Source organism: Nocardia thraciensis (assembly GCF_054782435.1).
The window spans coordinates 25,742-49,900 of record NZ_BAAGSM010000018.1; the positions used below are offsets into that span (position 1 = coordinate 25,742).

Genomic DNA, 24,159 nt, shown 5'->3' on the forward strand with positions numbered 1-24,159 from the left:
CGGGACGGAACCTAGCCGACCCGGCGAGCGGTGACGATCGAGTCGGGGTTCAGGTGCGCGTACTCGACCGGGTCGCCGGCCTGGGGCGCGTGCAGGATCTGACCGTCGCCGGCGTACATGGCCACGTGGCCGCCGCCGTTCTGGATGATCAGGTCGCCGGGCTGCAGATCCTCGTAGGCGACCGGCTTACCGACGTGCGACTGCTCGAAGCTGGTGCGCGGCAGGTCGATGCCGACCTGCTTGTAGGCCCACTTCACCAGACCGGAGCAGTCGAACCCGTTCGGGCCGTTGCCGCCCCAGACATACTGGGCACCGATCTTGGTCTTGGCCGCATCGAGCGCTTCACCCGCGGGGGTGAGCTGCTGCTGCATGAAGCCGGGCGTCGACGGAGCGGCATTCGGGGCGGGCATCGCCGGCGCCGACAACGCCTGCTGGGCGCCCTTGATCTGGTCGGCATGGTCGGCGAGGGCCTGGTTGGCCTGAGCGACCTGCTGATCGAACTCCGGACCGACCGGCACATCGAAGTTGCCGAAGCCGGGGACGTTGATAGTGGCTGCCTGTGCCGAGATCGCCGGCATGGCGCCGGTGGAAGCGGCGACGGCGCCGAAAACCAGCGCACCCTTCACGGAATTCGGGAGCCGAGATTCCCGTTGCAAACTGTGTTTACCCACCGAGCTGAGTCTCCTGTTTCTTCCTGCCCACCGCCGACCGGGTTAGCTGACGGGTTCGGGCCGGGAAGATCGGCCCTACCCCATCGGCCGTGTGGCCGAAGGGGATTCACCCCACAAACATGGGTCCCCGGCTCGGCGATCGGGCTGCCCACCCGACCTCCGATTAGGCGGCGACGCGATGGGCCGCCCCGCCTGCGAAGCGACTGACTCCATCGGTCACGAAGAGATTACGACTACCCGGCTGTGTTGTCCACCCCACACGGCCGTGTCTTGATCGCCGTCCACAAATCCCCAGGACGACTCGCGATTTCGCGTGCTCACGCCGGTTGGTCACGGCGCGGTAACGACTCGGACAACGGTGTTATCGAACCGAGAAGCGCGGGCGTTACCGGACTGGACGACACAATCCGGCCGACGACTCAGTTCTCCGAACCGCCGCGCGCGTCCAACGCCTGCTCCAACTCGCTGATTCGCCGCCGGGCATCGGCCAGCCCGATCTCGAGCTCGCCCAGCGCCATCACCAGCGGGCCGACCGCGAGATCGGCGACCAGTTGGGGATCGTCGTAACCGCGCTCGATCGCCACCAGGATGTTTTTGCGGATCTGTGCCGCGACCGGAGCGTTCTCCGGCACGGTCCAGGACTCGACCACCTCGGCGACAGTGGGAATGGACTCCTCCGACATGACCCTCTCCCTGCGCTGGGACCGGTTCGCGAACAAGACAAGCGTAAAGAGTCGGGCATAGGGTGTGGTCGACTATCCCCGACCTCGCTGCCGAACGATAGTCATTTCTAGGACATTCGATAGATGTCCCCATAATCCGATTGCGACGCGCTACGGTGTACGGGCATGGACCCCGTGCGGAATCCGTATGCACCCGGAGCCGGACAGCGGCCCCCCGAACTCGCCGGTCGCGCCAAGCAGCTCGACGCCTTCGACATCGTGCTCGAACGCGTCTCGCGCGGCCGACCGGAGCGCAGCGTGATGCTGACCGGGCTGCGCGGAGTCGGAAAGACCGTGCTGCTCAACCAGCTTCGCTCGACCGCCCGCTCGCGCGGCTGGGGCACCGGCAAGATGGAGGCCCGGCCGGATCAGGAGCTGCGCCGCCCGCTGGCCTCGGCGCTGCACATGGCGGTGCGGCAGATCGCTGTGGCACATCGCAATCCGGAGATGGTCGACGACTTCCTGGGCATTCTCAAGGCCTTCGCGCTGCGCGCCACGGCCGATAAGGGCATGCGCGATCGCTGGCAGCCGGGCATCGACGTCCCGGCCGTCACCGGGCGCGCCGACTCCGGCGATATCGAGATCGATCTCGTCGAACTGCTGATGGAGGCCGGGCAGCTGGCCCACGACATCGGCGTCGGCATCGCGATCTTCATCGACGAGATGCAGGACCTGGGCCCCGCCGACATCTCCGCGATCTGCGGCGCCTGCCACGAACTGAGTCAGGAGGCCACGCCCTTGATCGTGGTCGGGGCGGGCCTGCCGCATCTGCCCGCGGTGCTGTCGGCGCAGAAGAGCTACTCGGAACGGCTGTTCGGCTACCACCGGATCGACCGGCTGGACCGCGCCTCCGCCGATCTGGCGCTGATCGCACCGGCCGAGCGGGAGCAGGTCGAGTTCACCGAGGCCGCGCTGGATGTGCTGTACCACAAGGCCGACGGCTATCCGTATTTCGTGCAGGCCTACGGCAAGGCCACCTGGGATGTCGCCGCGCAGAGCCCGATCGGCGTCGAGGACGTGGAACTCGCCGCGCCCGCCGCCGAGGAGGAGTTGGCGGTCGGCTTCTTCGGTTCCCGCTACGAGCGCGCCACCCCGGCCGAGCGAGAATACATGCGCGCCATGGCCGATCTGGCGGGCGACGACGGTCCGGTGGCCACCGCCACGGTCGCCAAGGAGCTGGGCCGCAAGCCCGCGTCACTGTCCCCGGCGCGCGACGGGCTGATCAAGAAGGGGCTGATCTACTCGGCGGAGCGCGGGACGATCGGATTCACGGTGCCGCACTTCGGACGTTACCTCCGGTCCACCCCGAGCTAACGACCCGGATCGCCAAACCGCCGAGTGCGAGTGGCGCGGGTTGCGCAGCAAGATCATCCGGATTTCGGTGCGGATCTGTCGCCTTCCAGGCCTACCGGCGAGTAACAAAGTTTCCTACACTCGGATGTGATTCTGATCACGTCCGATGGAGGGCATCATGGCGACCACCGCGAAAGTCGACGCCACCGAAGAACAGGCCCGCGCACTCGTCGAAGAATCTCGGGAAACCACCTGGGCCAAACCGTCGTTCGCGAAGGAGATGTTCCTCGGGCGGTTCCGGCTCGATCTGATCCATCCCTATCCGCGGCCGTCGGCCGAGGACACGGCCAAGACCGAGGCCTATCTGAAGCGGCTGCGCGCCTATGTGGAGACCATCGACGGCTCCGTCATCGAGGCCGAATCGAAGATTCCCGCCGATTATGTGAAGGGCCTGGCCGAACTCGGCTGCTTTGGGCTCAAGATCCCCGAAGAGTATGGCGGGCAAGGGCTTTCGCAAATCGGGTACAACAAGGCGCTGATGATCGTCGGCTCCGCCCATCCCAGCCTGGGCGTGCTGCTGTCGGCACACCAGTCGATCGGCGTGCCGGAGCCGCTGAAGCTGGCGGGCACCCCCGAGCAGAAGCGAGAGTTCCTGCCGCGCTGCGCGAAAGGCGCCGTGAGCGCGTTCCTGCTCACCGAGCCCGACGTGGGCTCCGATCCGGCCCGCATGGCCAGCACCGCCACCCCGACCGAGGACGGCGAGGCCTACCGACTCAACGGCGTGAAGCTGTGGACCACCAACGGTGTCGTGGCCGAACTGCTGGTCGTGATGGCCCGGGTGCCGCGCGGCGAGGGGCACCGCGGCGGCATCTCCGCCTTCGTGGTCGAGGCGGATTCGCCGGGCATCACCGTGGAGCGGCGCAACGCGTTCATGGGCCTGCGCGGCATCGAGAACGGCGTCACCCGCATGCATGACGTGCGGGTGCCCAGGAGCAGCCTGATCGGCCGCGAGGGCGACGGCCTCAAGATCGCGCTGACCACCCTCAACGCCGGTCGGCTGGCCATCCCCGCGCTGTGCACGGCGGCGGCCAAATGGTCGCTGAAGATCGGCCGTGAATGGAGCGCCACCCGCGTGCAGTGGGGGCGGCCCGTCGGCGAGCACGGCGCCGTCGGCTCGAAGCTGTCCTTCATCGCCGCGACGACTTTCGCACTCGAGGCGGCGCTGGACCTGTCCGGCACTATGTGCGACGAGGACCGCAACGACATCCGCATCGAGGCGGCGCTGGCGAAGCTGTGGGCCTCCGAGAGGAGTTGCGAGATCGCCGACGAACTGGTGCAGATCCGCGGCGGGCGCGGCTACGAGACCGCGGCGTCGCTGCGGGCGCGCGGCGAACGTGCCGTGAATGCCGAACAATTGCTGCGCGACCTGCGGATCAACCGGATCTTCGAGGGTTCCAGCGAGATCATGCGCCTGCTGATCGCCCGCGAGATGGCCGATGCGCACATGACGGCCGCAGGCGCGCTGGTCGACCGGAACGCCGAGTTCAAGGACAAGGCGAAGGCGGCGGTCGGGGCCACCGGCTTCTATGCCAAGTGGTTCCCGCAGCTGGCGGTCGGCCGCGGCTCGGTCCCCGCCACTTACAACGAATTCGGCCCGCTGGCAAAGCATCTGCGCTTCGTCGAGCGGATGTCGCGCAAGCAGGCGCGGGCGCTGATGTACGCGATGGGCCGCTGGCAGGCGAAACTCGAGTACCGGCAGGGCTTCCTGGGCCGAGTCGTCGATATCGGGGCCGAGCTGTTCGCGATCTCGGCGGCGTGTGTGCGCGCGCAGGCGCTGCGGGTGGAAGGCGGCCCGGAGGGCGCCGCGGCGGAGGAACTGGCCGACACCTTCTGCCGACAGGCCCGCCTGCGGGTGCAGCGGCTGTTCGACGCGCTGTGGGACAACACCGACGACGCCGACACCGCGGTCGCCCGCGGCGTACTCGACGGCCGCTACCAGTGGCTGGAGACGGGCGTGCTCGATCCCAGCGAGGGCACCGGTCCGTGGATCGCCGAATGGCAGTTCGGGCCGTCCACCGAGGAGAATCTGCTGGCCCCGTTCCTGCCGTCGACCCGCACGGAGGCGGCGCCGTAGGACTCCGGACGCCGACCGGAGGATATGAAAATCTATGGCTATCTAGCTGGATGACTAGCTAGCCGTAGATTCTCATCGCAAGCTCTATCCGTCGACGACGCCGAAGAAGGTTCGCAGGTCGGTGGCGTACGCATCGGGCCGATCCATCGCGATGAAGTGATGCCCCGCCGGATTGCCCTGCGGCCAGTGCACGATCTTCGCGGTGCGCTCGGCGAGCCTGCGGATGCTGGGGGCGTCGCCGCTGTACACGCCGGTCGGTACCGTCGCCGAACCCGTCGGCCAGGCGAATTCGCCTGTCGCGTAATAGGACCAGGCCGAGGTGCCGAACGTCTCGGTGAACCAGTAGAGGCTGGCATTGGTCAGCAGCGCATCGCGGTCGATCGCCTCGTCGAGCGCCCCGGCGGCGCTGAAGTCGTGGAACTTCTGCAACATCCAGCCCAGCGCCGCGACCGGCGAGTCGTTCCAGCCGTAGGAGAAGGTCTGCGGCGCCGAACGCAACAGCGCATGGTGGTCGACGCCGTTCATCCAGTCCGCCGACATGAGCGCCTGGTAGGTCGCGCGTTCCGCGTCGGTCAGCTCCGGCAGGTCCTGCGGCGTCGGAAAGCCCAGGCCGCCGGTGATATACAGGCCCGTCACGCGATCGGGCGCCGCCGCGGCCATCGCCGTGGCGACATAGCTGCCGAAGTCACCGCCCTGCACGCCGTAGCGGCCGTAACCGAGCCGGGCCATCAGCTCGACCCACATCCCGGCGACCCGTTCGGCGCTCCAGTCGGTATCGCGCGGCGCCGCGGAGAAGCCGTAGCCGGGCACCGACGGCACCACCACGTGAAAGGCCCGAGCCGGATCGTCGCCGTGCGCGCGGGGATCGGTCAGCCTGCCGATCAGCTCCATGAACTCCACGAACGAGTTGGGCCAGCCATGATTGAGCACCAGCGGCAACGCCTCCGGCTCGCCCGAGCGCACATGCAGGAAATGCACGTCGGTACCGTCGATTTCGGTGCGGAACTGCGGGAACTCGTTGAGCCGCGCCTCCTGCGCCCGCCAATCGAACTCGGACCGCCAGTACTGCGCCAACGCCCGCAGCTCTGCGACGGGCACGCCGCGCTCGCGCCCCACGCCGGGAAGCTGTGGCGCCCACCGCGTCTCGGCCAGCCGTCGCCGCAGGTCATCCAGATCGGTCTGCGGAATGGCGATGCGGAAGGGGCGAATCTCTGTGCTCTCGAAGCTCATGACCAGAACCCTAAGAGCCATCTAGGACCATTCATGTCCTAGATAGAACGAACTCGGCAGAATCCTCGAAACCAATAGATACCTCTATCTCGACCAAGAACTAGACTTTCCTAGATTCTGCTGACGACCTCGGAACACCCACCGCCGCTCGAAGATCGCGGAGAGACGGGCGGTTTGGCAACACCTGCATAACGCCAGGTTCGAGCGGTTAACGCGCTGGAAATCTCTATCGACAACCGGGCAAGAGCGGACTCCCGAGGGGGACGTTATGTCCACGATCGCATTTCGCGCCGCCGACTACGACGGCCACCGTGTCACCGTCAGCGCCGACGACGGCACCACACTCGCCGTGCGCGTATTCGGCTCGCCCACCGCGCCGTTGACCGTGGTGTTCGTGCACGGCCACTGCCTGCGCACCGAATCCTGGTGGTTCCTGCGCGAGCAGCTGTATCGGCAGTGGGGCGAGGACACCCGCATGGTGTTCTACGACCATCGCGGTCACGGCGAGTCGGGCGCCGCCGATCCGGCCACCTACACCATCGATCAGCTCGGGCACGATCTCGACTCCGTGCTGCGCGCCGTGGCGGCGGCGGGTCCCGTTGTGCTCGTGGGGCATTCGATGGGAGCGATGGTGGTGCTCGCCTACGCCCGTCTGTTCCCGGCGGCGATCGGAGCCCGGATCATCGGGATCGGCCTGCTCGCCGGGGCGGCAGGCGGCCTGACCACCGTCGGCCTCGCCCGTTTTCTGAACCGGCGGGCGGTCTCCTCGCTGCAGCTGGCGGTGCGGCGCGCGCCGCGGGTGATGCAGGCGTCGAAACGGCTGAGCCGCCGCATCTTCGAGCCGATCGTGCGCGACGCGGGCTTCGGAGCCCGCCGGGTGAGCCCGCGCATGGTCGCCGTCGCGACGGCGATGCTCAACGACACGCCGCTGCTGACCATGGCCAGCTTCCTGGACTCGCTGATCCGCTTCGACGAGACCCCGACGCTGCGGCTGCTGGCCGATCTGCCCGCGCTGGTGCTGGCCGGTTCGGCCGACATCATGATCCCGTTCGCGCACTCGGTGGTGCTGGCCTCGCAGCTCGGCGGGGCCGAACTGGTCCGCCTCGACGGTGCGGGCCACAGTGTCATCCTCGAACGCGCCGACGAGGTGGCGGCCGCGGTCGCCGCCCTGGTCGACCGGGCCGTCACGACCGTGAGCGGCGTAAAAGCGTACGCGGTCGCGGGCTGAGGCCGCATCCCGCCCGGCTCCACAACCCCGCGAATCCAAGGTAAATGTGCCTTTTTCGAATTCGGACGAGCCAGGTCGGAAAAGATCACGTACTGTGTTGTAGATCACGATGTGTGGTCAGTCACAGGGCTCGAGGAGGGTTTCGATGACACGCAGCGAGATTGCGGAGTTGCACTTCGCGGTCGGACAGCTCCGGCAGTGCATCGGCGCACTGCGGTCCCACTACGGCGACTCCAATTCGGTGCGGCGCCTGGAGAACGACCTCGAGCGGCTCGCCATCGACGCCGACGAGTTCGAGAAGTCGCCCCCGCCGGAGGTCGCCACGCGCCGCGCACAGGACACCATCTACGTCCCGGACAGCAAGTCCGACGAGGCCGCCTGGATGGGCGCGCAGGACGAGGGCCTGGGCTTCCACTCCCGCCCCCGCACCAAGTAGTCCACAGCTCTGTTCAGCCGCGAGCCGGGGTAGCCCAGTTCGCGGCCCGAACTCGCGGGCGCCGCAACGCCGTGCACATGCCACGGCGCGCAACCGTCGCGCATTCCCGGGGCACACTCGGATTCGGGCGTCCGCCGCGACCGCGGTCATCCGCGGGGGGAGCAGCGCACCCCAGTGTTGTTGCTGGCATGTGACGGCCCGACCGGCGCGGATGCGGCCTGAACACGCCGCTTCCGGACATGGCTCGAAGGTGCTGTGGTCCAGCACAGTTCATGAGGTTTGCTTACGGTTCACTGTCGAGCCCGCCACGCCACATGATCAGAAAATGTGTCGCAAATCATAGCTGTCGAGGCGGGGTGATATTGCCGCGACCGGGCACCGGTCATAGCAGGGGTGCCGTATGGTGCTCACCATCACATCCGATGCCGGAGGTAACGATGACGTTCCACGGGGTAGATCAGCGAGGCATCCTGCAGTGAGTGCCGCACCTACACGCACGCCCGATTCGGGCACGGGAGTATTCGGCCTCGGCCGCGCGGCCATCGCGGCGCGGACGCTACGCACCGACCGCTGGTGGCTGCCGCCGCTGATCACCGTGCTGGGGCTGTCCGCGTTCATCATCTACGCGACCGTGAGAGCCTTTGTGCGGTCGGCGTATTGGGTGGCCGACTACCACTATCTGACGCCGTTCTACTCACCCTGCGTGAGCACCTCGTGCGTGGAGGGCTCCGCGCACTTCGGCCACTGGGTGGGCGAGCTCCCGATGTGGATCCCGCTGGGGTTCCTGGTGCTGCCCTTCCTGCTGCTGTTCCGGCTGACCTGCTACTACTACCGCAAGGCCTACTACCGTGCGGTGTGGTTCTCCCCGCCCGCCTGCGCGGTGGCCGAACCGCACGCGAAATACACGGGGGAGACGCGGCTTCCGCTGATCATCCAGAACGTGCACCGCTACTTCTTCTATGTCGCGTGCATCGTCTCGGTGGTCAACACCTACGACGCGATCGTCGCCTTCCACGGCAAGTCGGGTGGCTTCGGCTTCGGCCTCGGCAACCTCGTGCTGCTGGTGAATGTGGTGCTGCTGTGGGCCTACACGCTGTCGTGTCACTCCTGTCGCCACATCGCGGGCGGTCGGCTCAAGCACTTCTCCGCGCACCCGGTCCGCTACTGGTTCTGGACCCAGGTGTCGCGGTTGAACACCCGCCACATGGCGCTGGCGTGGACTACGCTGGGCACGCTGATGCTCACCGACTTCTACGTCATGCTCGTCGCCAGCGGCGCCATCTCCGATCTGCGGTTCGTCAATTGATCCCCAGACTCCCAAACACCCCGTCCCCCAGGAGTATTCGGTTCCATGCCTGAAGTCGAACGGCACAAGTACGACGTCGTCGTGATCGGTGCCGGCGGCGCCGGACTACGCGCGGTCATCGAGGCCCGCGAGCACGGGCTGTCGGTGGCGGTGGTGTGCAAGTCGCTGTTCGGCAAGGCGCACACCGTGATGGCCGAGGGCGGCTGCGCCGCGTCCATGGGCAACGCCAACGAAAAGGACAGCTGGCAAACGCATTTCAAGGACACGATGCGGGGCGGCAAGTTCCTCAACAACTGGCGCATGGCCGAACTGCACGCCCAGGAGGCCCCGGAGCGGGTCTGGGAGCTGGAAACCTATGGGGCGCTGTTCGATCGGACCGCCGACGGCCGGATCAGCCAGCGCAACTTCGGCGGCCACACCTACCCCCGGCTGGCACACGTCGGCGACCGTACCGGTCTCGAGATCATCCGCACCATGCAGCAGAAGATCGTCTCGCTGCAGCAGGAGGACTTCGCGGAGACCGGCGACTACGAGTCGCGCATCAAGGTGTTCGCCGAGTGCACGATCACCGATCTGCTGAAGGACGGCGACCGCATCTCCGGTGCGTTCGGGTACTGGCGGGAGTCGGGCCGGTTCGTCCTGTTCGAGACCCCGGCGGTGGTGCTGGCCACGGGCGGAATCGGCAAGTCCTACAAGGTGACCTCGAACTCCTGGGAGTACACCGGCGACGGGCACGCGCTGGCGCTGCGCGCTGGGGCGACGCTGATCAATATGGAGTTCCTGCAGTTCCATCCGACCGGTATGGTCTGGCCGCCCAGCGTGAAGGGCATCCTCGTCACCGAGGGCGTGCGCGGCGACGGCGGGGTGCTGAAGAACACCGAGGGCAAGCGGTTCATGTTCGACTACATCCCCCCGGTGTTCAAGGGACAGTACGCCGAAACCGAGGACGAGGCCGATCAGTGGTTGCGCGACAACGATTCCGCGCGCCGCACACCGGATCTGCTGCCGCGCGACGAGGTGGCCCGCGCCATCAACGAAGAGGTCAAGGCGGGCCGCGGCACCCCGCACGGCGGCGTCTACCTCGATATCGCCTCCCGGATGCCCGCCGCGGAGATCATGCGGCGGCTGCCGTCCATGCACCACCAGTTCAAAGAACTCGCGGACGTGGACATCACGAAGGAGCCGATGGAGGTCGGTCCCACTTGTCACTACGTGATGGGCGGGGTGGAGGTCGATCCCGACACCGGCGCCGCCACCGTTCCCGGCCTGTTCGCGGCCGGTGAGTGTTCCGGCGGCATGCACGGGTCCAACCGGCTGGGCGGCAACTCGCTGTCGGATCTGTTGGTGTTCGGGCGGCGGGCCGGGCTCGGCGCCGCCACCTATGTCGAGCAACTCGGCGACGAGCGCCCGGCCGTTGCCGACGCGGATATCGCCGAGGCCGCGAAAACCGCTCTGGTGCCGTTCGATCCGCCGAGCAGCGGCCCGGGCGAGAATCCCTATACCCTGCACACCGATATGCAGCAGGCGATGAACGACCTGGTCGGCATCATCCGCAAGGAACACGAGCTGCGGCAGGCGATCGAGCGGCTCGCCGAACTGCGCGAGCGCTACGACAACGTCACCGTAGAGGGCCACCGGCAGTTCAACCCCGGCTGGCATCTCGCCGTGGACCTGCGCAACATGCTGCTGGTCAGTGAATGCGTGGCGCAGGCGGCGCTGCTGCGCACCGAGAGCCGGGGCGGCCACACCCGCGACGACCACCCGCAGATGGACCCCACCTGGCGACACACGCTGCTGGTGTGCCGCACGGATCCGGACGAAGTGGGCCAGACGGTGCCCGCGGTGACGGTGACACCGGCCGAGCAGGCGCCGATGCGCGCCGAACTGCTCGCCCTGTTCGATCTGAGCGAGCTCGAAAAGTATTACACCTCGGAGGAACTCGCCGGACATCCGTCGGCGACGGGCCCCTCCGCGAAAGGGGATGCGTAGCAATGGGTTACGACGCCCGGTTCCGAGTATGGCGCGGCGACACCGACGGTGGCGACCTGCAGGACTTCACTGTCGAGGTGAACGAGGGCGAGGTCGTGCTCGACATCATCCACCGCCTGCAGGCCACCCAGGCGCCCGATCTGGCGGTGCGCTGGAACTGCAAGGCCGGTAAGTGCGGATCCTGCTCGGCGGAGATCAACGGCCGCCCGCGGCTGCTGTGCATGACGCGGATGTCGACCTTCCAGGCGGACGAGGTGATCACGGTGACGCCGCTGCGCACCTTTCCGATCGTCCGCGACCTGGTGACGGACGTATCGCTGAATTACAAGAAGGCGCGCGAGATCCCCTCGTTCACGCCGCCCGCGGACCTGAAGCCGGGCGAGTACCGGATGCAGCAGCGCGACGTCGAGCGCTCGCAGGAGTTCCGCAAATGCATCGAATGTTTTCTGTGCCAGAACACCTGCCACGTGGTGCGCGATCACGAGGACAACAAGGAGGCCTTCGCGGGCCCCCGCTACCTGATGCGGATCGCGGAGCTGGAAATGCATCCCCTGGATGTGGCCGACCGCCGCGACATGGCCCAGGAGGATTTCGGCCTCGGCTATTGCAATATCACCAAGTGCTGCACCGAGGTATGCCCCGAACACATCAAGATCACCGATAACGCCCTCATCCCGATGAAGGAACGCGTAGTCGACAAGAAGTACGACCCGATCGTCTGGCTGGGCAACAAACTCTTCCGCCGCTAGTCGACAACGGGCCGAGACCCGGCACTCCGTGCCGGGTTCGAGTTGCGTGCTCGGTTCGAGTTGCGTGCCGGGTTGCGGTGCATGCCGGTTAGAGCTGTGTCACTACGCCTATGGCGACCACCGCGACCAGTATGCCGACCAGCAAGGCCGACAACACGGCCCCGGTCAACACATATACGCCCCCCGCGGACACCGCGAAGAGCAGACCTACGATCAGACGTTCCACCCAATCGCCGGGAAGCAGCTTGCGGTACCGGGGCGTGGCGTTCCTGATCCCACGGTCCACAAAATGTTGGGTACCCGTCCTTTGCGCAGGCAAACATCCGTTCGTTGCACAACGGCCACCGATTCGTGATCTTCCGCGGACAGGGTGGCGGGTCGCCCGGCCGAACGACGAAGCGACCCGCCCGCGAGATGGTCAGGCCCGGTCGACTCGACCGTCGCGCACACCCTCGACGAAACCGGTCCACTCGTTCGGGCCGAAGATCAACGCGGGACCGCCGGGGTTCTTGCTGTCGCGTACGCCGACTAGCCCACCGGCCAGGAACGCGACCTCGACGCATTCCTTACCGGCACCGCTGCGACTGCTCTTGAACCAATGGGCACCGACCAACTCACTGCTCATCCTGTGTCCTCTCGGAGCGCGACTCATGCCATGTATTCCTTAGCGACCTGCCGCAGCAGGTTCCTACTTGTCGGGACGTCCAGCGCACAGCGCAACAGACCCTCGTGCGCCCGCCGATACCGCCGCACGTCGCCTGGTCTTTCGAGATACAGATCGCCGGTGAAGCCCTCCACGTACACCACCGGCGGCTCCACCGGCTGCCCCTTGCTGTCGTTTCCGAACTCGAGAATCACGAACGGGCCGGTCGAAAGGCCCAGGGGCACACCGGCTGCGAAGGGCAGGACGCGCAGCGTGACATTGTCCCGAGTGCTCAAGTCGGCCAGGTGCCGCAGCTGCGCCGCCATCACCCTTGCACTTCCGACGACGCGACGCAAGACCGATTCACCGAGCACCACATCCACGGTCGCGGGCTGGTTCTTGCGAGTTATCAAGGCCTGGCGCTGAAGTCGCAGCTGCACGCGGCGCTCCAGTTCGGCCTCGCTGTCGTCGGGAAAGCCGAGCAGGTTCAGCGCCCGCGCGTAGTCGGCGGTCTGCAACAGGCCAGGGACCAACTCGGTCTGGGAGGCCGTCAGCCGGTGTGCCGAGGCCTCCAAACCCACGTAGACGTCGAAGTTTTCGGGGATGAGGTCGCCGTAGGCGTGCCACCAGCTCTTGACGGCGGCCTGTTGGGCCAGGCCCTTGAGGCCCTCGGCGATGTCGTCGGGGATGCCGTAGATACGGCACAGTTCCTGAATGTCTATGGTGCGGATGCGATCTGCCTGGCCCTTCTCCAGGCGCTGCAGGGTGCTGGCACCCCACTCCATCAGCCGCGCGGCCTCGGCGATGGTCAGACCCGCCTGAGTTCGCCAGTCCCGCAGGTATCTTCCGAGCTGGCGACGGGGGAGGGTCGACGACGTGTTCGCAGAACTCTCAGACACAGCGCACTCCGTTCTCTTCGGATGCCTGTCGGTTCGACTGCGACGGGTCGGGTGTCTGGCCCGCGAGCCCCCACCCCGACCCGCCCATCGCCTCGGCAGGGAGCCTTTCGTCCACTATGGAGAATCTTGCTCCCCCAGGTGGATTCGCTGCTGGAGATTCGCGCGAATTCTCTGTGGATATCCAAATCGGGCTTGGCGAACGTCCAGTTGGTGGATGCTGGAAGTGTGCTCGGAGCTGGATGCAAGGGGATGGCGCGGCCGGAGCTCGACGGTCGCATCGCAGTGCTCGACCCCTTTCTACCTCCTGAGACATCCGGGCGCCCTTCAGGAATCGCACGCAGGAACGAGGAGTCATGGCTGTACACGTCATCGGATCGTCGTTGATGACCAGCGATCTAACCCCGCACCGCGCCCGCAGCGTCGGACAGGCCGGGTGGGTGGTGTCCTATCTGCCCGGCCGCACCCTGACCTGCACGCAGGCGGTGGCCGCACTGCAGGTTGCCGAGGTGGTGCCATCCCTGCTACACGCCGTCGGCGGCCTCGCCGACGAGGTCGGCCTGACACCCATGGAAGCCGTGGGTATGGCTATTCATCAGCAGCCCTGGGAGGTGCCGGCATGCAACTGACCAGTCTGCATCTCCCGGTTGCCGGACTCCTGCGCTGCGGGAGCGATCCGGGCGTCCTGGACGCCGAACAGGCCCACGCCGCAATGCAGTTGCACATAGATTGCACGGTCGACACCTGCCGGGTGCGGCGCCGCGCACGGACCGTGCTGGTCGAGTCGGGCCGCTGCGTCCTCGACGAACGGGCGCTGCCATGACGGCCCCCGCGCACGGGCGGAAGGTGGTGCGGCTGGCGCCTCCCCGCGAGCGCACCAAGGCCCGGCACGCCGCTGGTCAGCACGGCGGCCCGGCCCGGCACGCCATCGCACCCGGGCGGCAGGCGCCGCCGCTGGTGGTGGCCCGCACCGGGCGGCCCCGGCACGCCGCACCCGTGCGGCGCAGAGGAATTCGGCGCCGTCGCGCGCATCGGGGCCTCGACCGTTACGACCGGCTACTGCTCTGGTTCGCCGGATGGCTGCTCAGCGTCCGGATCGCACTGGTCGGGGAGCGCATGATCGACGAATCGTGCAGGGCGGCGGCAGGAGTCAGCCCACTCCGGTGACCATGCCCGCCAGCGCGTCGACGAACGGCTGCCCGCCCATGATCGCGCCACCGGCCAGCGCACCGACGAGCAAGCCGATCGGTCCGGTGAGCCAGCTCAGGAAGAACATGCCGAGGACGGCCCCGATCAGGCCGCCCAGCACGCCACCGACCACCATCCCGACGACGTTCTTGTTGAGTTCGGTGACGAGCCGACCCATGGGGTCGATCGGCTGCATCTCGCCGATATCGGCGGCGGTCACCCGCGGGGTGAGCGACAGGGTGCGGCCGTCCGCGCTGATCTGCTGGGCGACGGGCAGCCGGTGTCCCTTGACGTCGAAAGTCAGTGGGACCTCGGCGATTACGGTGTCGGCGGCCGAGCGCAGGACGACCCGGGAGCCGTCGGCGACGGTCTCGAACCTGCCGTTGTCGACGACGGTGGTCAGGACGCGATCGTCCTCGGACAGTGTGGCGCGGTAGCCGACTCCCTGGTCGACTCCGGACGACGCGAGTTCTCGATCGGGGGTGGCCGGACTGGCATTCACGGTTCCCGCAGTGATCCCCACAGCGGCGACGACCATGAGGGCGGTGGCGGCGAACGTGCCGAGCTTCATCCTCTGTTATCCTTTTTATACGTTTTATTCTCCGGGCTCGGTAACGCCCGGTGGCGAGATACAGCGAACGACTCTCGTTGGCAGACCGCATGGTTGGCGAGATGCACAAAGCGTTCGTTGCAGAATCGTGACCATGCCTGCTTGCTCGAGTCGCGCGTAACGCCCACATCGTGTATGCACTACGTCGACGCAATTGCGCTCCGACGCTTCGGGTCTCGTAGTCGGTGGGAGCTGCATCCAGGAGGTTTGGTTTCGTGGGCAGACGACGTCTCCATGCCGGAGTCACCCTGACGGGCTTCGTCATCGCCGCCGCGCTGTCGACCGCGTGCCTGGCCGCCGCCGCGCTCTCGCTGATGAGCGACGACGACGATTCGACCCCCGTGCGGCCGCGCGCCGCGCAGGTCGCGACGACAACCGCCGCACCGGTTTCGGCATCGGCGGCGCCGCCGGTGGAGATCGCCGCCCCGCCGAGCGAATCCGGCCCCGAGCCCACCGCCGCGACCGCCGTGAACAAGGACGCCGCCGAGCGCAAGGATCCCGCCGCGATCGAACTGAACGTCGGCGACTGCGTGGAATTCGGCGGCGCGGCCCCCACCAAGGCCACCTGTTCGCCCGGCGGCTCGGGCTACAAGGTCACCAGCAAGGCGCCTCCGAACGGCCGCTGCCCGGGCGACGCGGATCGCTCGTTCTCGATGCCGCCGCCCGCGCATCCGGAACCGGGCCAGGCTCCGGAACAGGGCCCACTGTGCCTGGATATCAACTGGGTGGTCGGCAACTGCATGGATATGGCGAGCGACGCCCCGAAACCTGCCGACTGCACCAGGCCGCCCAGCAAAGGGGTGCGCGTCACGGAGATCAAGCAGGGCACCACCAATGTGAACGAGTGCTCGTCCGGTGATCGCGGATTCGTCTACAACCAGCGCAGATTCGTGGTGTGCGTGGCGTCGCTGTGACACGCGTGCGATCGGGTCGCTCCTCTTCCGATCAAGATCAGAGTTGTGCCCTCTGAGCTGCACAGGTTGCGGGGGCTGTGGGGGCCCCTATCCTTTCTCGGTATCGGGGCGGGTCCATCGATCGAGGTTCCTGCACGAGTGAGGTGAGAGGAACTCGGTATGGTCCGCAGGCTACCCGCGAAGCCCGGGCGCCCGGAGGCGCCGGACGATCAACGGTGGCCGGTCGCCGAATCCGACGAGGGCTGGGCGCCGCCGCCACCGCCGCCCGACGGCCGGTACGCGCCCGCGGCGGGACCCGACGAGGAACGCTGGGCGAGCGGCCCGGCCCGGCGGCCTCCGATGCCGCCGCCGGAGGAGCACTGGCAGGGCGCATCCGAGGATCGCTACACGCCAGCGGCCGATCCGGATCAGGACCGGTGGGAGGCCGCGCGGAACCGAAGACGCGCCCAGACCGCGGAACCCGAGGACGACTACTGGGAAGCCGAGCGGGGCAGGCGGCGCGCGGAACCGGTCGAGGCCGACGAGGAGCGCTGGGAGAGCACCCAGAGCCGTCGGCGCACGGGGCGGTTGCGCGTGGAGGTCCCGCCGATCGTCAACCCGTATGCCATCATCGCGCTGATCGCGGCACTGATCGGATTGTTCCCGGTGGCACTCGTATTCGGCCTCATCTCCTTCGGCCATCCCCGCGGGCGGGCCATGGCGATGTTCGCGCTGCTGATCGGGATGCTCGAGGTGGTCGTCCTCGCCGGTGTCGTCGTGCTGTCCGGAGTGACGTTGCCGCGCACGGCATTCGGCAGCGATCCGACGCCGACGGCCGCCACCACCGTCGTGACCGTCGCCGCGACACCTCCGCCGCCCGTTCCCACCGCGTCGGCCGCGCCCCCGGCCGCCGCGGGTCCGCCCGCCGTCGTCAAGGGCGAGCCGTGCAGCCAGACCCAGGCCGGACTGATCGGCGCCGCCGCCGACGGCAGCACCCTGCTGTGTCTGCGCGGCACCGGCGGGTACCGCTGGGCGGGCCCGAACACCGTATCGACGGCCGTCCATGAGGGCGGCTCGAAGTGCATTCCGGGAACCGACACCACGGCCCGCACGACCGACGGGCACGCGCTGGTCTGCGAGGGGCAGGGACGTGGCGGCACCTGGTCGCTGTGGGTGGAATGATCCGCGTAGTGTCCGGATAACTCCCGAATCGAGGACGGAGGAACTCCATGGCCGAACGAGTTGCGGTAGTTTCCGGCGCCGCGCGCGGCATCGGCGCGGCGATCGCCAAGCGGCTGGCGGCGGACGGCCTGCGGGTCGGCGTGCTGGATCTGGACGCCGCGAGCTGCGCCGACACCGTGCAGGCGATCAACGACGCCGGTGGCCAGGCGGTGGCGCTCGGTGCGGACGTCTCCGACGAGGCGTCGGTGGCGGCGGCGGTCGAGCGATTGGAGAGCGAGCTCGGCCCACCGACCGTGGTGGTCAACAACGCGGGCATTCTGCGCGACAACCTGCTGTTCAAGATGAGCGTCGACGATTGGGACGCGGTGCTGAACGTGCATCTGCGCGGCGCTTTCCTGCTCACGCGCGCGGTGCAGAAGCATATGGTCGACGCCAAGTGGGGTCGTATCGTGAACATGTCCAGCACGTCGGCGCTCGGCAATCGCGGCCAGGCCAACTATTCCGCCGCCAAGGCGGGCATGCAGGGCTTCACCAAGACGCTGGCCTTCGAGCTGGGCAAGTTCGGCATCACCGCCAATGCCATCGCCCCGGGATTCATCGTCACCGATATGACCGCGGCGACGGCGGCCCGCGTCGGCGTGGACTTCGACGACTTCCAGCAGGCCGCCGCCGCGCAGATCCCGGTGCAGCGGGTCGGCCGCCCCGAGGATATCGCCCACACCGCCTCGTTCCTGGTGAGCGAGGGCGCGGGATTCGTCTCCGGTCAGGTGGTCTACGTCGCGGGCGGGCCCAAGGACTGAGGCGCCGCCCGCGCCGGTAGCGTCGGTGATCATGAACCGACGGGCGGTTCGTCGTGCCGTGACGAGTTATGTGCTGCTGGCGCCGAGTCTGGTCGGGGTCGGCTGCTTTCTGCTGTTGCCGATCGTGGTGGTGGCGTGGTTGAGCCTGCACAGCTGGAATCTGCTGGGGCCCATGCGTTTCGTGGGGTTCGAGAACTGGCGGTCGGTGCTGGGCGACCGTAATTTCGGGCATTCGCTGCTGGTGACGCTGGCGTTGACGGCGATCGTGGTGCCGGTACAGACCGTGCTGGGTTTCGCGGTGGCGGCGCCGCTGGCCCGGCGGCGGGGCGGATCGGCGCTGCGGGTGGTCTTCGCGCTGCCCTGGATGTGCGCGCCGGTCGCGGTCGGCGTGGTGTGGCAGTGGATGTTCGCACCGACCGACGGCGCCCTGAACGCGGTGCTGGGGCGGCGGATCGAATGGCTGTCGGATCCGGCGTTGGCGCTGCCTTCGGTTGCGGCGGTGAGCATCTGGGCGAACTTCGGATATGTGGCGCTGTTCTTCGTGGCGGGGATCCGCGCGATACCGCGCGAGATCCTCGATGCCGGGGAATTGGACGGCGCGACGGGCTGGCGGCGGATCCGATGGCTGATGCTGCCGCTGCTGCGGCCCACCATGTTCTTCGTCCTGGTCACCGGCGCGCTGACCGCGTTCCAGACCTTCGACACGGTGTACGCCCTCACCAAGGGCGGACCGGGCGATCGCACGGATGTGGTGGCGATGCGCATGTTCGCCGAGGCCTTCGACGCCGCGCGGCCCGGCCGAGCCGCGGTGATGGCGATCGTGGTTTTCGCCGTCATGTTCGCCGTCACGGTGGTGCAGCACCGGTACTTCAGGGGCAAGACCACCTATGAGTACTGAGATTTTGCCGCGACGCGGTTCGCGCAGCACACTTCGCGCGGGCGGCGTCTATCTGGTGCTGAGCGCGGGGGCGCTGCTGACGGTGGCTCCCCTGGTGCTCAGCGCGATGACGGCGGTGAAGACCCCGGCGCAGTTCGCGGGCCGGTCTCCACTCGCTCTGCCGAATCCGTTGACAGGAGCCAACTTTCACGCCGTGCTGGACCAGGGCGGCATGGGACGGGCCGCGGTGGTGACGGCGCTGATGACCGTCTTCATCACCGGAGGGCAGCTCGTCACCTCGATTCTGGCGGCATACGCGTTCGCGCGCACCGAGTTTCCGGGACGCGATCTGCTGTTCTGGGTATATCTGGGCACGATGATGGTGCCGTCCATGGTGACCCTGATTCCCCTGTACCTGATGTTCGCGAAGCTGGACCTGCTCAACACGTTCTGGGCGCTGGTGCTGCCGTTCGTATTCGGCTCGCCGTACGCGATCTTCCTGCTGCGCCAGTACTTTCGCACGATTCCGGAGGAGCTGATCGGGGCCGCCCGCCTCGACGGCGCCGACACGGCCGACATCCTGGTGCACGTGGTGGCGCCGATGAGCCGACCGATCCTGGCCACGTTGTCCCTGATCACGATCGTCACGCAGTGGAACAGCTTCATGTGGCCGCTGGTCGCGAGCAGCGGCCGCACCTGGCAGGTACTGACCGTGGCGACGGCCGACCTGCAGACGCAGTACAACACGCAGTGGACGCTGGTCATGGCGGCGACGACGCTGGCCATCGTGCCGCTGGTGGTGCTGTTCCTGGTGTTCCAGCGACAGGTCGCGCGCTCGATCGCGTGGACGGGGCGGCGATGAGGACGTCGACGCGGGCGATCCTGGGTGTCGCGCTCAGCGCGGTACTGCTGATCGCGGCGGCGCTGTGGCTCGGCGATTCCGGCGACGGTTCGGGGCGCACGGTGGTGAAGCTGCGCATCTGGGACGAACTGTTCGTTCCCGCGTACCGCGCGTCGCTGGATGCCTTCCAGCGGGCGAATCCGGATCTCGAGGTCCGGATCACGGTGGTGCCGTGGGCCTCCTATCAGCAGAAGCTGCGACTGGATGTGGCGGGCGGGACGGGCGACGACCTGTTCTGGACCAACCTCTACGAGGACTACGCCGATGCGGGGCGGTTGGTCGATATCGGCGAGGCACTGGGCCCGGAGGCCGCGCGGGAGTGGGATCCATCCGCCGTCACCCAGTACACCCGCAACGGAACGCTCTGGGCCGTACCGCAATTCGTCGACGGCGGCACCGCGGTGTATTTCAACCGCGACCTGCTGGCGGCGGCCGGGGTCGATTCCGCGGAACTGGCTGCCGTCCGGTGGAGCCCCGGCGGGGGCGATACGTTCCGGCCACTGCTGCAACGTCTTTCGGCCGTCGCACCGTGGGCGTACAACGCGGCCAACGATCTGCAGTCCATCGAACTGCCGTATCTGGGTTCCGCGGGCGGCCAGTTCCAGCGCGACGGCCGCTTCGTCTTCGACAGTCCGCGGGGCGTCGAGGCATTCGACTACCTGGTGCGGCTCGTCGCCGATCGGCTCTCCCCCTCGGCCGCCGATACCAGCACCAACAGCGACTTCGCGAAAACTGCCTTCCTCCAAGGCAAGTTGGCACTGTTCCAGTCCGGGACCTACAACCTCGCACAGATCGCCGAGCAGGCGCGCTTCGGCTGGGGCATCGCGATGGTGCCGCAGGGCCCCGCGGGGCGGGTGAGCACCAACAACGCGATCGGTGTCGCGGGCAATGCCGACAGCCCGCATCCCGAGGCGGTGCGCCGGGTGCTGGCCTGGCTGGGCGGCGCCGAGGGCAATCGGTATCTCGCGCAGGACGGCGCCACCATCCCCGCCGTTGTCGCGAATCAGCCGCTGTACCGAGATCACTGGGCGGCCAAGGGAATCGACGTATCCCCGTTCTTCGACGTCCTGTCGGGTCCGCGCATCTCCTCCGGCGGTGGTCCCGGCTTCGCCGCCGCCCTGGACGCCATCGAGCCGATTCTCGGTGAGATGTTCCTCGGCCGAATCCCCGTGCCGCAGGCCCTCTCTCGAGCCTGCGCCGCCGGGGGCCGGGCAGCCCGGCAGTGACGAGCAGTCTTCAGATGCGCGTGATGTCGACCAGTGGCGTGCGCGGACCGAATTTGGGTTTGCGGGCCTGGCCGGAGATTTCGAGGAGGCGGACGGCGCGGTAGCGGTGCGGGCGCAGGGGTTCCAGGTATTCGATCATGGTGTCGTCGTCGATGGGGCGGCCGAGGAGGGTCCAGCCGAGGATGTCGGACAGGTTGTAGTCGCCGACCGATAGCGCGTCCGGGTCGCCGAACGCGCGTTGGGCCACCTCGGCGGCGGTCCACACGCCGATACCGGGCACCGTGCACAGCCGGCGCGCGGCCGCCGCGCGGTCCATGGCGGCCGCCTGTTCGAGCTTGTCGGCCATGCGCGCGGCCAGCACGATGGTCTTGGCGCGCTGGGGATCGACATTGGCGCGGTGATAGGTCCACGACGGGATGTAGCGCCAGGTCTCGGCGTCGGGCGCCAGCCGCATCGGCGCGGGCACCGGGCCCGGGGCGGGTTCACCGAACTGCCACACCAGCTTTCGCCACGAGGCTCGGGCCGAGATGGTGTGCACCCGCTGCTCCAGGATCGTCGGCACCAGCGTCTCGAACACCAGGCCGGTGCGCAGCATCCGCAGCCCGGGGTGGCGGCGGTGCGCCTCGGCGATCTTCGGATGCTCCGGCGCGAATCCGGCCACGTCCTCGTCGAGGCACAGCACGGCGGGCAGCCGTTCCAGGAATTCCGCGGCGCCGGGCCCCCACGCCCGCGCCGCCACCGCGCACGGCCCGCCCTGGACGAGCCGATAGGTGACCGGCCCGGACGGCATCCGCGACGCGTGCCAGTGCGCCCCGTCGGAGGTCGTGCGGTGGCAGGGATCCCCGGCGCCGCGCCGCAGCGGCGCGACGGTGTGCGCGAGATCGATCGGACGGTCGGCCGTCACCGTGCGCGCCGCGCCGTCGATCTTCGAAACCACCGGGACATTGTGCTCCCCGCCGGCACTAGGGCCGGACACCGGCCCGTGTGATTCAGAAGTGACGTGCGCCACACCATGTTTCGTGAGGTCCACGACTGGGAACACCTCCGGCGCCACGACCAGTAGCTTGTAACGAACGAATCGATACCGGCGATTTCAGTTTCGACTTTTACAGCTACCGACTGGTCATGTCGGCAAAGGGCTTGCATACGCCCACGGAGGTTTCCATGCTCACCAACGTTCTGAACTGGCTGCTCGGCGCCTGGGGTTCGGTCTTCGCCGGTAGCTCCGGCTACCAGATCCCGCCGGGAACCCTGCCGTTCGGTAGCTGAGCCACCAACCCGCAACCTCACCGGACCAGCAGAATCGCTCGACGAGGTGCCGTGAAAGGCCGGGCTGCTCGTGCGCGGCCCGAAGGCGCTTCCGCTGGTAGGGGATTCCCGATCAACCGATGGTGAGCACGATCTTGCCGAGCCCATGGCCGGTTTCGCTCTCGCGCTGCGCGGCGGCGGCCTCGGCCAGCGGGTACGTGCGGGCCCGGCCGGGCAGGCGGAACGCACCGGTCGCCACCAGCCGCGCCACCCGCTCGACCACATCCAGTGCGGCGCCGCCCGTGCGGGAGTAGAAGGCGACACCCTTCGCCGCCGCATCCCCGTCGGCGATGGTGACGACGCGTTCCGTACCGCCACGCAATTCGATGGCGGCGTCGAGGAATCCGTGGCCCGCGCAGTCGAATACCGCATCGACGCCGTTCGGTGCGAGCGACCGGATACGGTCGGCGACGCCGTCGCCGTAGACGGTCGGCGTCGCACCGAGGGCGCGGACCACCTCCTGGTTCGCGGCCGACGCCGTGCCGATCACCTCGGCACCCGCCTCGCGGGCCAGCTGCACGGCCATCGCGCCGACCGCACCGGACGCGCCGTTCACCACCAGTGTCTCCCCGGGCTTCAGCTCGAGCGCGCGGAGCGCGCCGTCGGCGGTGTTCGCCGCGACGGGTACGGCCACCGCGTCGGGGTAGGGCAGACCCGCCGGTTTCGCCGCCAGCTGGATGGCCAGTGCGTACTCCGCATAGCCGCCGGTCTGCGACCAGCCGATCACCTCGTCGCCGACGCGCCACGCGGCCTCGGGCCCGGCGGCCTCGACGAATCCTGCGATCTCGAATCCGGGGCGGCGCGGAAAGTCCGGCGCGCCGGGCATCAGCCCCTCGCGGAACTTCCAGTCGGCCGGGTTCACCCCGGCCGCCAGCACCGCCACCCGGACCTGTTCGCCGATCGGCTCGGGGACCGGCACCTCGACCAGCTCCAACACCTCGGGCCCGCCGACACGTTCGTACTGGATCGCCTTCATGGTTCGACCATACGTCCGCCGCGCGACGCATCGCCGGTTCCGCGGGTCGAACCGCTGGCCGACTACCCCTCATTGCCGAGCGATGTTTCCAAGTTCGGCGAGACTCGCGATTTCGTGCTCGATCGCGTTTTCCGCGATACCGCCCGCCAGGCGGTGTGCGGGGAATGTTCGACAACTTCGTAGGGCGGCGAGTGGTGATTCTCCTCGGACACAGGCGTCGCTCAGTCTCGTTTTCCACAGTCCCGCAGCAATCGTTCCGGAGTGCCCTGCGGCGGCGTGGGGCAGGTATCCGGCGGCGTCGCCGGAAACCGAAGACCATATGTAGCCGATCGGTTCGCCGTCCTTCGTGACCAGCAGATATCGGACGGCCGTGTCGGTTTCGGTGCGGTAGGTCGGTGGTGGGGGTGCGCCGACCAGTGGACCCCAGTCCTCGGAGCGGTCCAGGGGTGTGCCGTCTTCGAACATGCCGTCCTGGATGTCCGGCCCCGGTCCGAGCGGCGGGCCGGTAGGGTTGAGCTGGTTCCACAGCGCATGCAGATTCGGCGCTTCTCGTTCGCGAGTATCCGAGATCCCGCCCCCGATGGGATCCTCGGGGGCGCCGATCCACCGCCTGACCGCTTCCGGCGGTGTAAGTCCCTCCCGGTAGCAGCGCCCGAGACGTTCATCCCAGAAGAATAGGGATCCGAAATTCGGCCCGGGGGTCGGGAAGCGTCGCATAAATCCCGCAGAAATATAACGTCTCGAACCCCACAAATAGCCGATAAGATCGCCCCGCGACGACACCGGCAGGTAGATCAACGGCTTTCTGGTCCACCTCTCATATCGCTCGATTACCGGATACTCATCATCACCAGGTCCTGCTACGCTCATGACAAACCTCTGTTTTCAGATTTCCAGGACG

At 67.9% G+C, this 24,159-nt stretch carries 25 protein-coding genes and 1 riboswitch; of the genes, 16 read left to right on the plus strand and 9 right to left on the minus strand.

Features of this window, described 5'->3' with window-relative positions; all coding sequences use genetic code 11:
• Window positions 1-11 precede the first annotated feature (11 nt).
• Together ACYVLQ_RS09550 and ACYVLQ_RS09555 are read right to left on the minus strand one after the other, a co-directional pair.
• Window positions 12-671 (minus strand): C40 family peptidase, encoded by a 660-nt coding sequence (locus tag ACYVLQ_RS09550; RefSeq protein WP_460697038.1) that lies wholly within the window; start codon window positions 669-671, stop codon window positions 12-14.
• Window positions 672-687: 16 nt separating this feature from the next.
• A riboswitch (cyclic di-AMP (ydaO/yuaA leader) is annotated at window positions 688-851 on the minus strand.
• A gap of 239 nt (window positions 852-1,090) precedes the next feature.
• A complete protein-coding gene (locus ACYVLQ_RS09555) occupies window positions 1,091-1,354 on the minus strand; it encodes a hypothetical protein (RefSeq protein WP_460697039.1) in 264 nt (87 codons plus the stop codon).
• A 165-nt stretch (window positions 1,355-1,519) separates the two neighbouring features.
• Between ACYVLQ_RS09555 and ACYVLQ_RS09560 the strand changes: the two genes are divergently transcribed.
• Window positions 1,520-2,707, plus strand: coding sequence for an AAA family ATPase (locus ACYVLQ_RS09560; protein WP_460697040.1), 1,188 nt, complete (start codon window positions 1,520-1,522; stop codon window positions 2,705-2,707).
• A 157-nt stretch (window positions 2,708-2,864) separates the two neighbouring features.
• On the plus strand, window positions 2,865-4,820 hold the full coding sequence (locus tag ACYVLQ_RS09565; RefSeq protein ID WP_460697041.1) for an acyl-CoA dehydrogenase family protein: 1,956 nt from the start codon (window positions 2,865-2,867) through the stop codon (window positions 4,818-4,820).
• Window positions 4,821-4,904: 84 nt separating this feature from the next.
• Here ACYVLQ_RS09565 and ACYVLQ_RS09570 read toward each other — a convergent pair whose 3' ends face one another.
• On the minus strand, window positions 4,905-6,050 hold the full coding sequence (locus tag ACYVLQ_RS09570; protein WP_460697042.1) for an epoxide hydrolase family protein: 1,146 nt from the start codon (window positions 6,048-6,050) through the stop codon (window positions 4,905-4,907).
• Window positions 6,051-6,318: 268 nt separating this feature from the next.
• Here ACYVLQ_RS09570 and ACYVLQ_RS09575 point away from each other — a divergent pair, with 268 nt between their 5' ends.
• The 5 genes from ACYVLQ_RS09575 to ACYVLQ_RS09595 all read left to right on the plus strand — a co-directional run bounded on the left by ACYVLQ_RS09575 (window position 6,319) and on the right by ACYVLQ_RS09595 (window position 11,758).
• Complete coding sequence (locus ACYVLQ_RS09575) at window positions 6,319-7,278, plus strand: alpha/beta fold hydrolase (RefSeq protein ID WP_460697043.1); 960 nt, start codon at window positions 6,319-6,321, stop codon at window positions 7,276-7,278.
• Between the two features lie 145 nt (window positions 7,279-7,423).
• Window positions 7,424-7,714, plus strand: a complete 291-nt coding sequence (locus ACYVLQ_RS09580) for a hypothetical protein (protein ID WP_460697044.1) — start codon at window positions 7,424-7,426, stop codon at window positions 7,712-7,714.
• A gap of 475 nt (window positions 7,715-8,189) precedes the next feature.
• On the plus strand, window positions 8,190-9,020 hold the full coding sequence (locus tag ACYVLQ_RS09585) for a hypothetical protein (protein ID WP_460697045.1): 831 nt from the start codon (window positions 8,190-8,192) through the stop codon (window positions 9,018-9,020).
• Window positions 9,021-9,065: 45 nt separating this feature from the next.
• Window positions 9,066-11,009: a fumarate reductase/succinate dehydrogenase flavoprotein subunit gene (locus ACYVLQ_RS09590; RefSeq protein ID WP_460697046.1), complete on the plus strand. Its 1,944-nt coding sequence runs from the start codon at window positions 9,066-9,068 to the stop codon at window positions 11,007-11,009.
• A 2-nt stretch (window positions 11,010-11,011) separates the two neighbouring features.
• Window positions 11,012-11,758: a succinate dehydrogenase/fumarate reductase iron-sulfur subunit gene (locus ACYVLQ_RS09595; RefSeq protein WP_460697047.1), complete on the plus strand. Its 747-nt coding sequence runs from the start codon at window positions 11,012-11,014 to the stop codon at window positions 11,756-11,758.
• A gap of 418 nt (window positions 11,759-12,176) precedes the next feature.
• Here the strand turns inward: ACYVLQ_RS09595 and ACYVLQ_RS09600 are convergent, their stop codons facing one another.
• Both ACYVLQ_RS09600 and ACYVLQ_RS09605 read right to left on the minus strand, forming a co-directional pair.
• Complete coding sequence (locus tag ACYVLQ_RS09600) at window positions 12,177-12,383, minus strand: DUF397 domain-containing protein (protein ID WP_460697048.1); 207 nt, start codon at window positions 12,381-12,383, stop codon at window positions 12,177-12,179.
• 23 nt (window positions 12,384-12,406) lie between these two features.
• Complete coding sequence (locus tag ACYVLQ_RS09605) at window positions 12,407-13,300, minus strand: helix-turn-helix domain-containing protein (RefSeq protein WP_460697049.1); 894 nt, start codon at window positions 13,298-13,300, stop codon at window positions 12,407-12,409.
• 353 nt (window positions 13,301-13,653) lie between these two features.
• Between ACYVLQ_RS09605 and ACYVLQ_RS09610 the strand changes: the two genes are divergently transcribed.
• The 3 genes from ACYVLQ_RS09610 to ACYVLQ_RS09620 are packed head-to-tail and all read left to right on the plus strand — an operon-like array spanning window position 13,654 to window position 14,464.
• The gene (locus ACYVLQ_RS09610) at window positions 13,654-13,926 is read left to right on the plus strand and encodes a hypothetical protein (protein ID WP_460697050.1); all 273 of its coding nucleotides are present in this window, start codon (window positions 13,654-13,656) and stop codon (window positions 13,924-13,926) included.
• The gene (locus ACYVLQ_RS09615; protein ID WP_460697051.1) at window positions 13,917-14,120 is read left to right on the plus strand and encodes a hypothetical protein; all 204 of its coding nucleotides are present in this window, start codon (window positions 13,917-13,919) and stop codon (window positions 14,118-14,120) included. Before ACYVLQ_RS09610 ends, ACYVLQ_RS09615 begins: the two co-directional genes overlap by 10 nt.
• On the plus strand, window positions 14,117-14,464 hold the full coding sequence (locus ACYVLQ_RS09620) for a hypothetical protein (RefSeq protein ID WP_460697052.1): 348 nt from the start codon (window positions 14,117-14,119) through the stop codon (window positions 14,462-14,464). Before ACYVLQ_RS09615 ends, ACYVLQ_RS09620 begins: the two co-directional genes overlap by 4 nt.
• Here the strand turns inward: ACYVLQ_RS09620 and ACYVLQ_RS09625 are convergent.
• On the minus strand, window positions 14,448-15,056 hold the full coding sequence (locus tag ACYVLQ_RS09625) for a hypothetical protein (protein WP_460697053.1): 609 nt from the start codon (window positions 15,054-15,056) through the stop codon (window positions 14,448-14,450). The genes ACYVLQ_RS09620 and ACYVLQ_RS09625 overlap by 17 nt on opposite strands.
• Before the next feature lie 254 nt (window positions 15,057-15,310).
• Here ACYVLQ_RS09625 and lppU point away from each other — a divergent pair, with 254 nt between their 5' ends.
• From lppU to ACYVLQ_RS09655, 6 genes are all read left to right on the plus strand, one after another.
• On the plus strand, window positions 15,311-16,009 hold the full coding sequence (gene lppU, locus ACYVLQ_RS09630; protein ID WP_460697054.1) for an LppU family putative lipoprotein: 699 nt from the start codon (window positions 15,311-15,313) through the stop codon (window positions 16,007-16,009).
• 159 nt (window positions 16,010-16,168) lie between these two features.
• Window positions 16,169-17,170, plus strand: a complete 1,002-nt coding sequence (locus ACYVLQ_RS09635) for a hypothetical protein (protein WP_460697055.1) — start codon at window positions 16,169-16,171, stop codon at window positions 17,168-17,170.
• Between the two features lie 47 nt (window positions 17,171-17,217).
• Window positions 17,218-17,970, plus strand: a complete 753-nt coding sequence (gene fabG, locus ACYVLQ_RS09640; RefSeq protein WP_460697056.1) for a 3-oxoacyl-ACP reductase FabG — start codon at window positions 17,218-17,220, stop codon at window positions 17,968-17,970.
• A 31-nt stretch (window positions 17,971-18,001) separates the two neighbouring features.
• Window positions 18,002-18,868 (plus strand): carbohydrate ABC transporter permease, encoded by an 867-nt coding sequence (locus tag ACYVLQ_RS09645; protein WP_460697057.1) that lies wholly within the window; start codon window positions 18,002-18,004, stop codon window positions 18,866-18,868.
• Window positions 18,858-19,709, plus strand: a complete 852-nt coding sequence (locus tag ACYVLQ_RS09650) for a carbohydrate ABC transporter permease (RefSeq protein ID WP_460697058.1) — start codon at window positions 18,858-18,860, stop codon at window positions 19,707-19,709. Before ACYVLQ_RS09645 ends, ACYVLQ_RS09650 begins: the two co-directional genes overlap by 11 nt.
• The gene (locus ACYVLQ_RS09655) at window positions 19,706-20,974 is read left to right on the plus strand and encodes an ABC transporter substrate-binding protein (RefSeq protein WP_460697059.1); all 1,269 of its coding nucleotides are present in this window, start codon (window positions 19,706-19,708) and stop codon (window positions 20,972-20,974) included. The genes ACYVLQ_RS09650 and ACYVLQ_RS09655 overlap by 4 nt, the downstream gene beginning before the upstream one ends.
• Before the next feature lie 10 nt (window positions 20,975-20,984).
• Here the strand turns inward: ACYVLQ_RS09655 and ACYVLQ_RS09660 are convergent, their stop codons facing one another.
• The 3 genes from ACYVLQ_RS09660 to ACYVLQ_RS09670 form a co-directional block, all read right to left on the minus strand.
• Window positions 20,985-21,911: a DNA-3-methyladenine glycosylase family protein gene (locus ACYVLQ_RS09660; RefSeq protein WP_460697060.1), complete on the minus strand. Its 927-nt coding sequence runs from the start codon at window positions 21,909-21,911 to the stop codon at window positions 20,985-20,987.
• Between the two features lie 444 nt (window positions 21,912-22,355).
• A complete protein-coding gene (locus tag ACYVLQ_RS09665) occupies window positions 22,356-23,258 on the minus strand; it encodes an NADP-dependent oxidoreductase (RefSeq protein WP_460697061.1) in 903 nt (300 codons plus the stop codon).
• Between the two features lie 69 nt (window positions 23,259-23,327).
• A complete protein-coding gene (locus ACYVLQ_RS09670) occupies window positions 23,328-24,128 on the minus strand; it encodes a hypothetical protein (protein WP_460697062.1) in 801 nt (266 codons plus the stop codon).
• Window positions 24,129-24,159 lie beyond the last annotated feature (31 nt).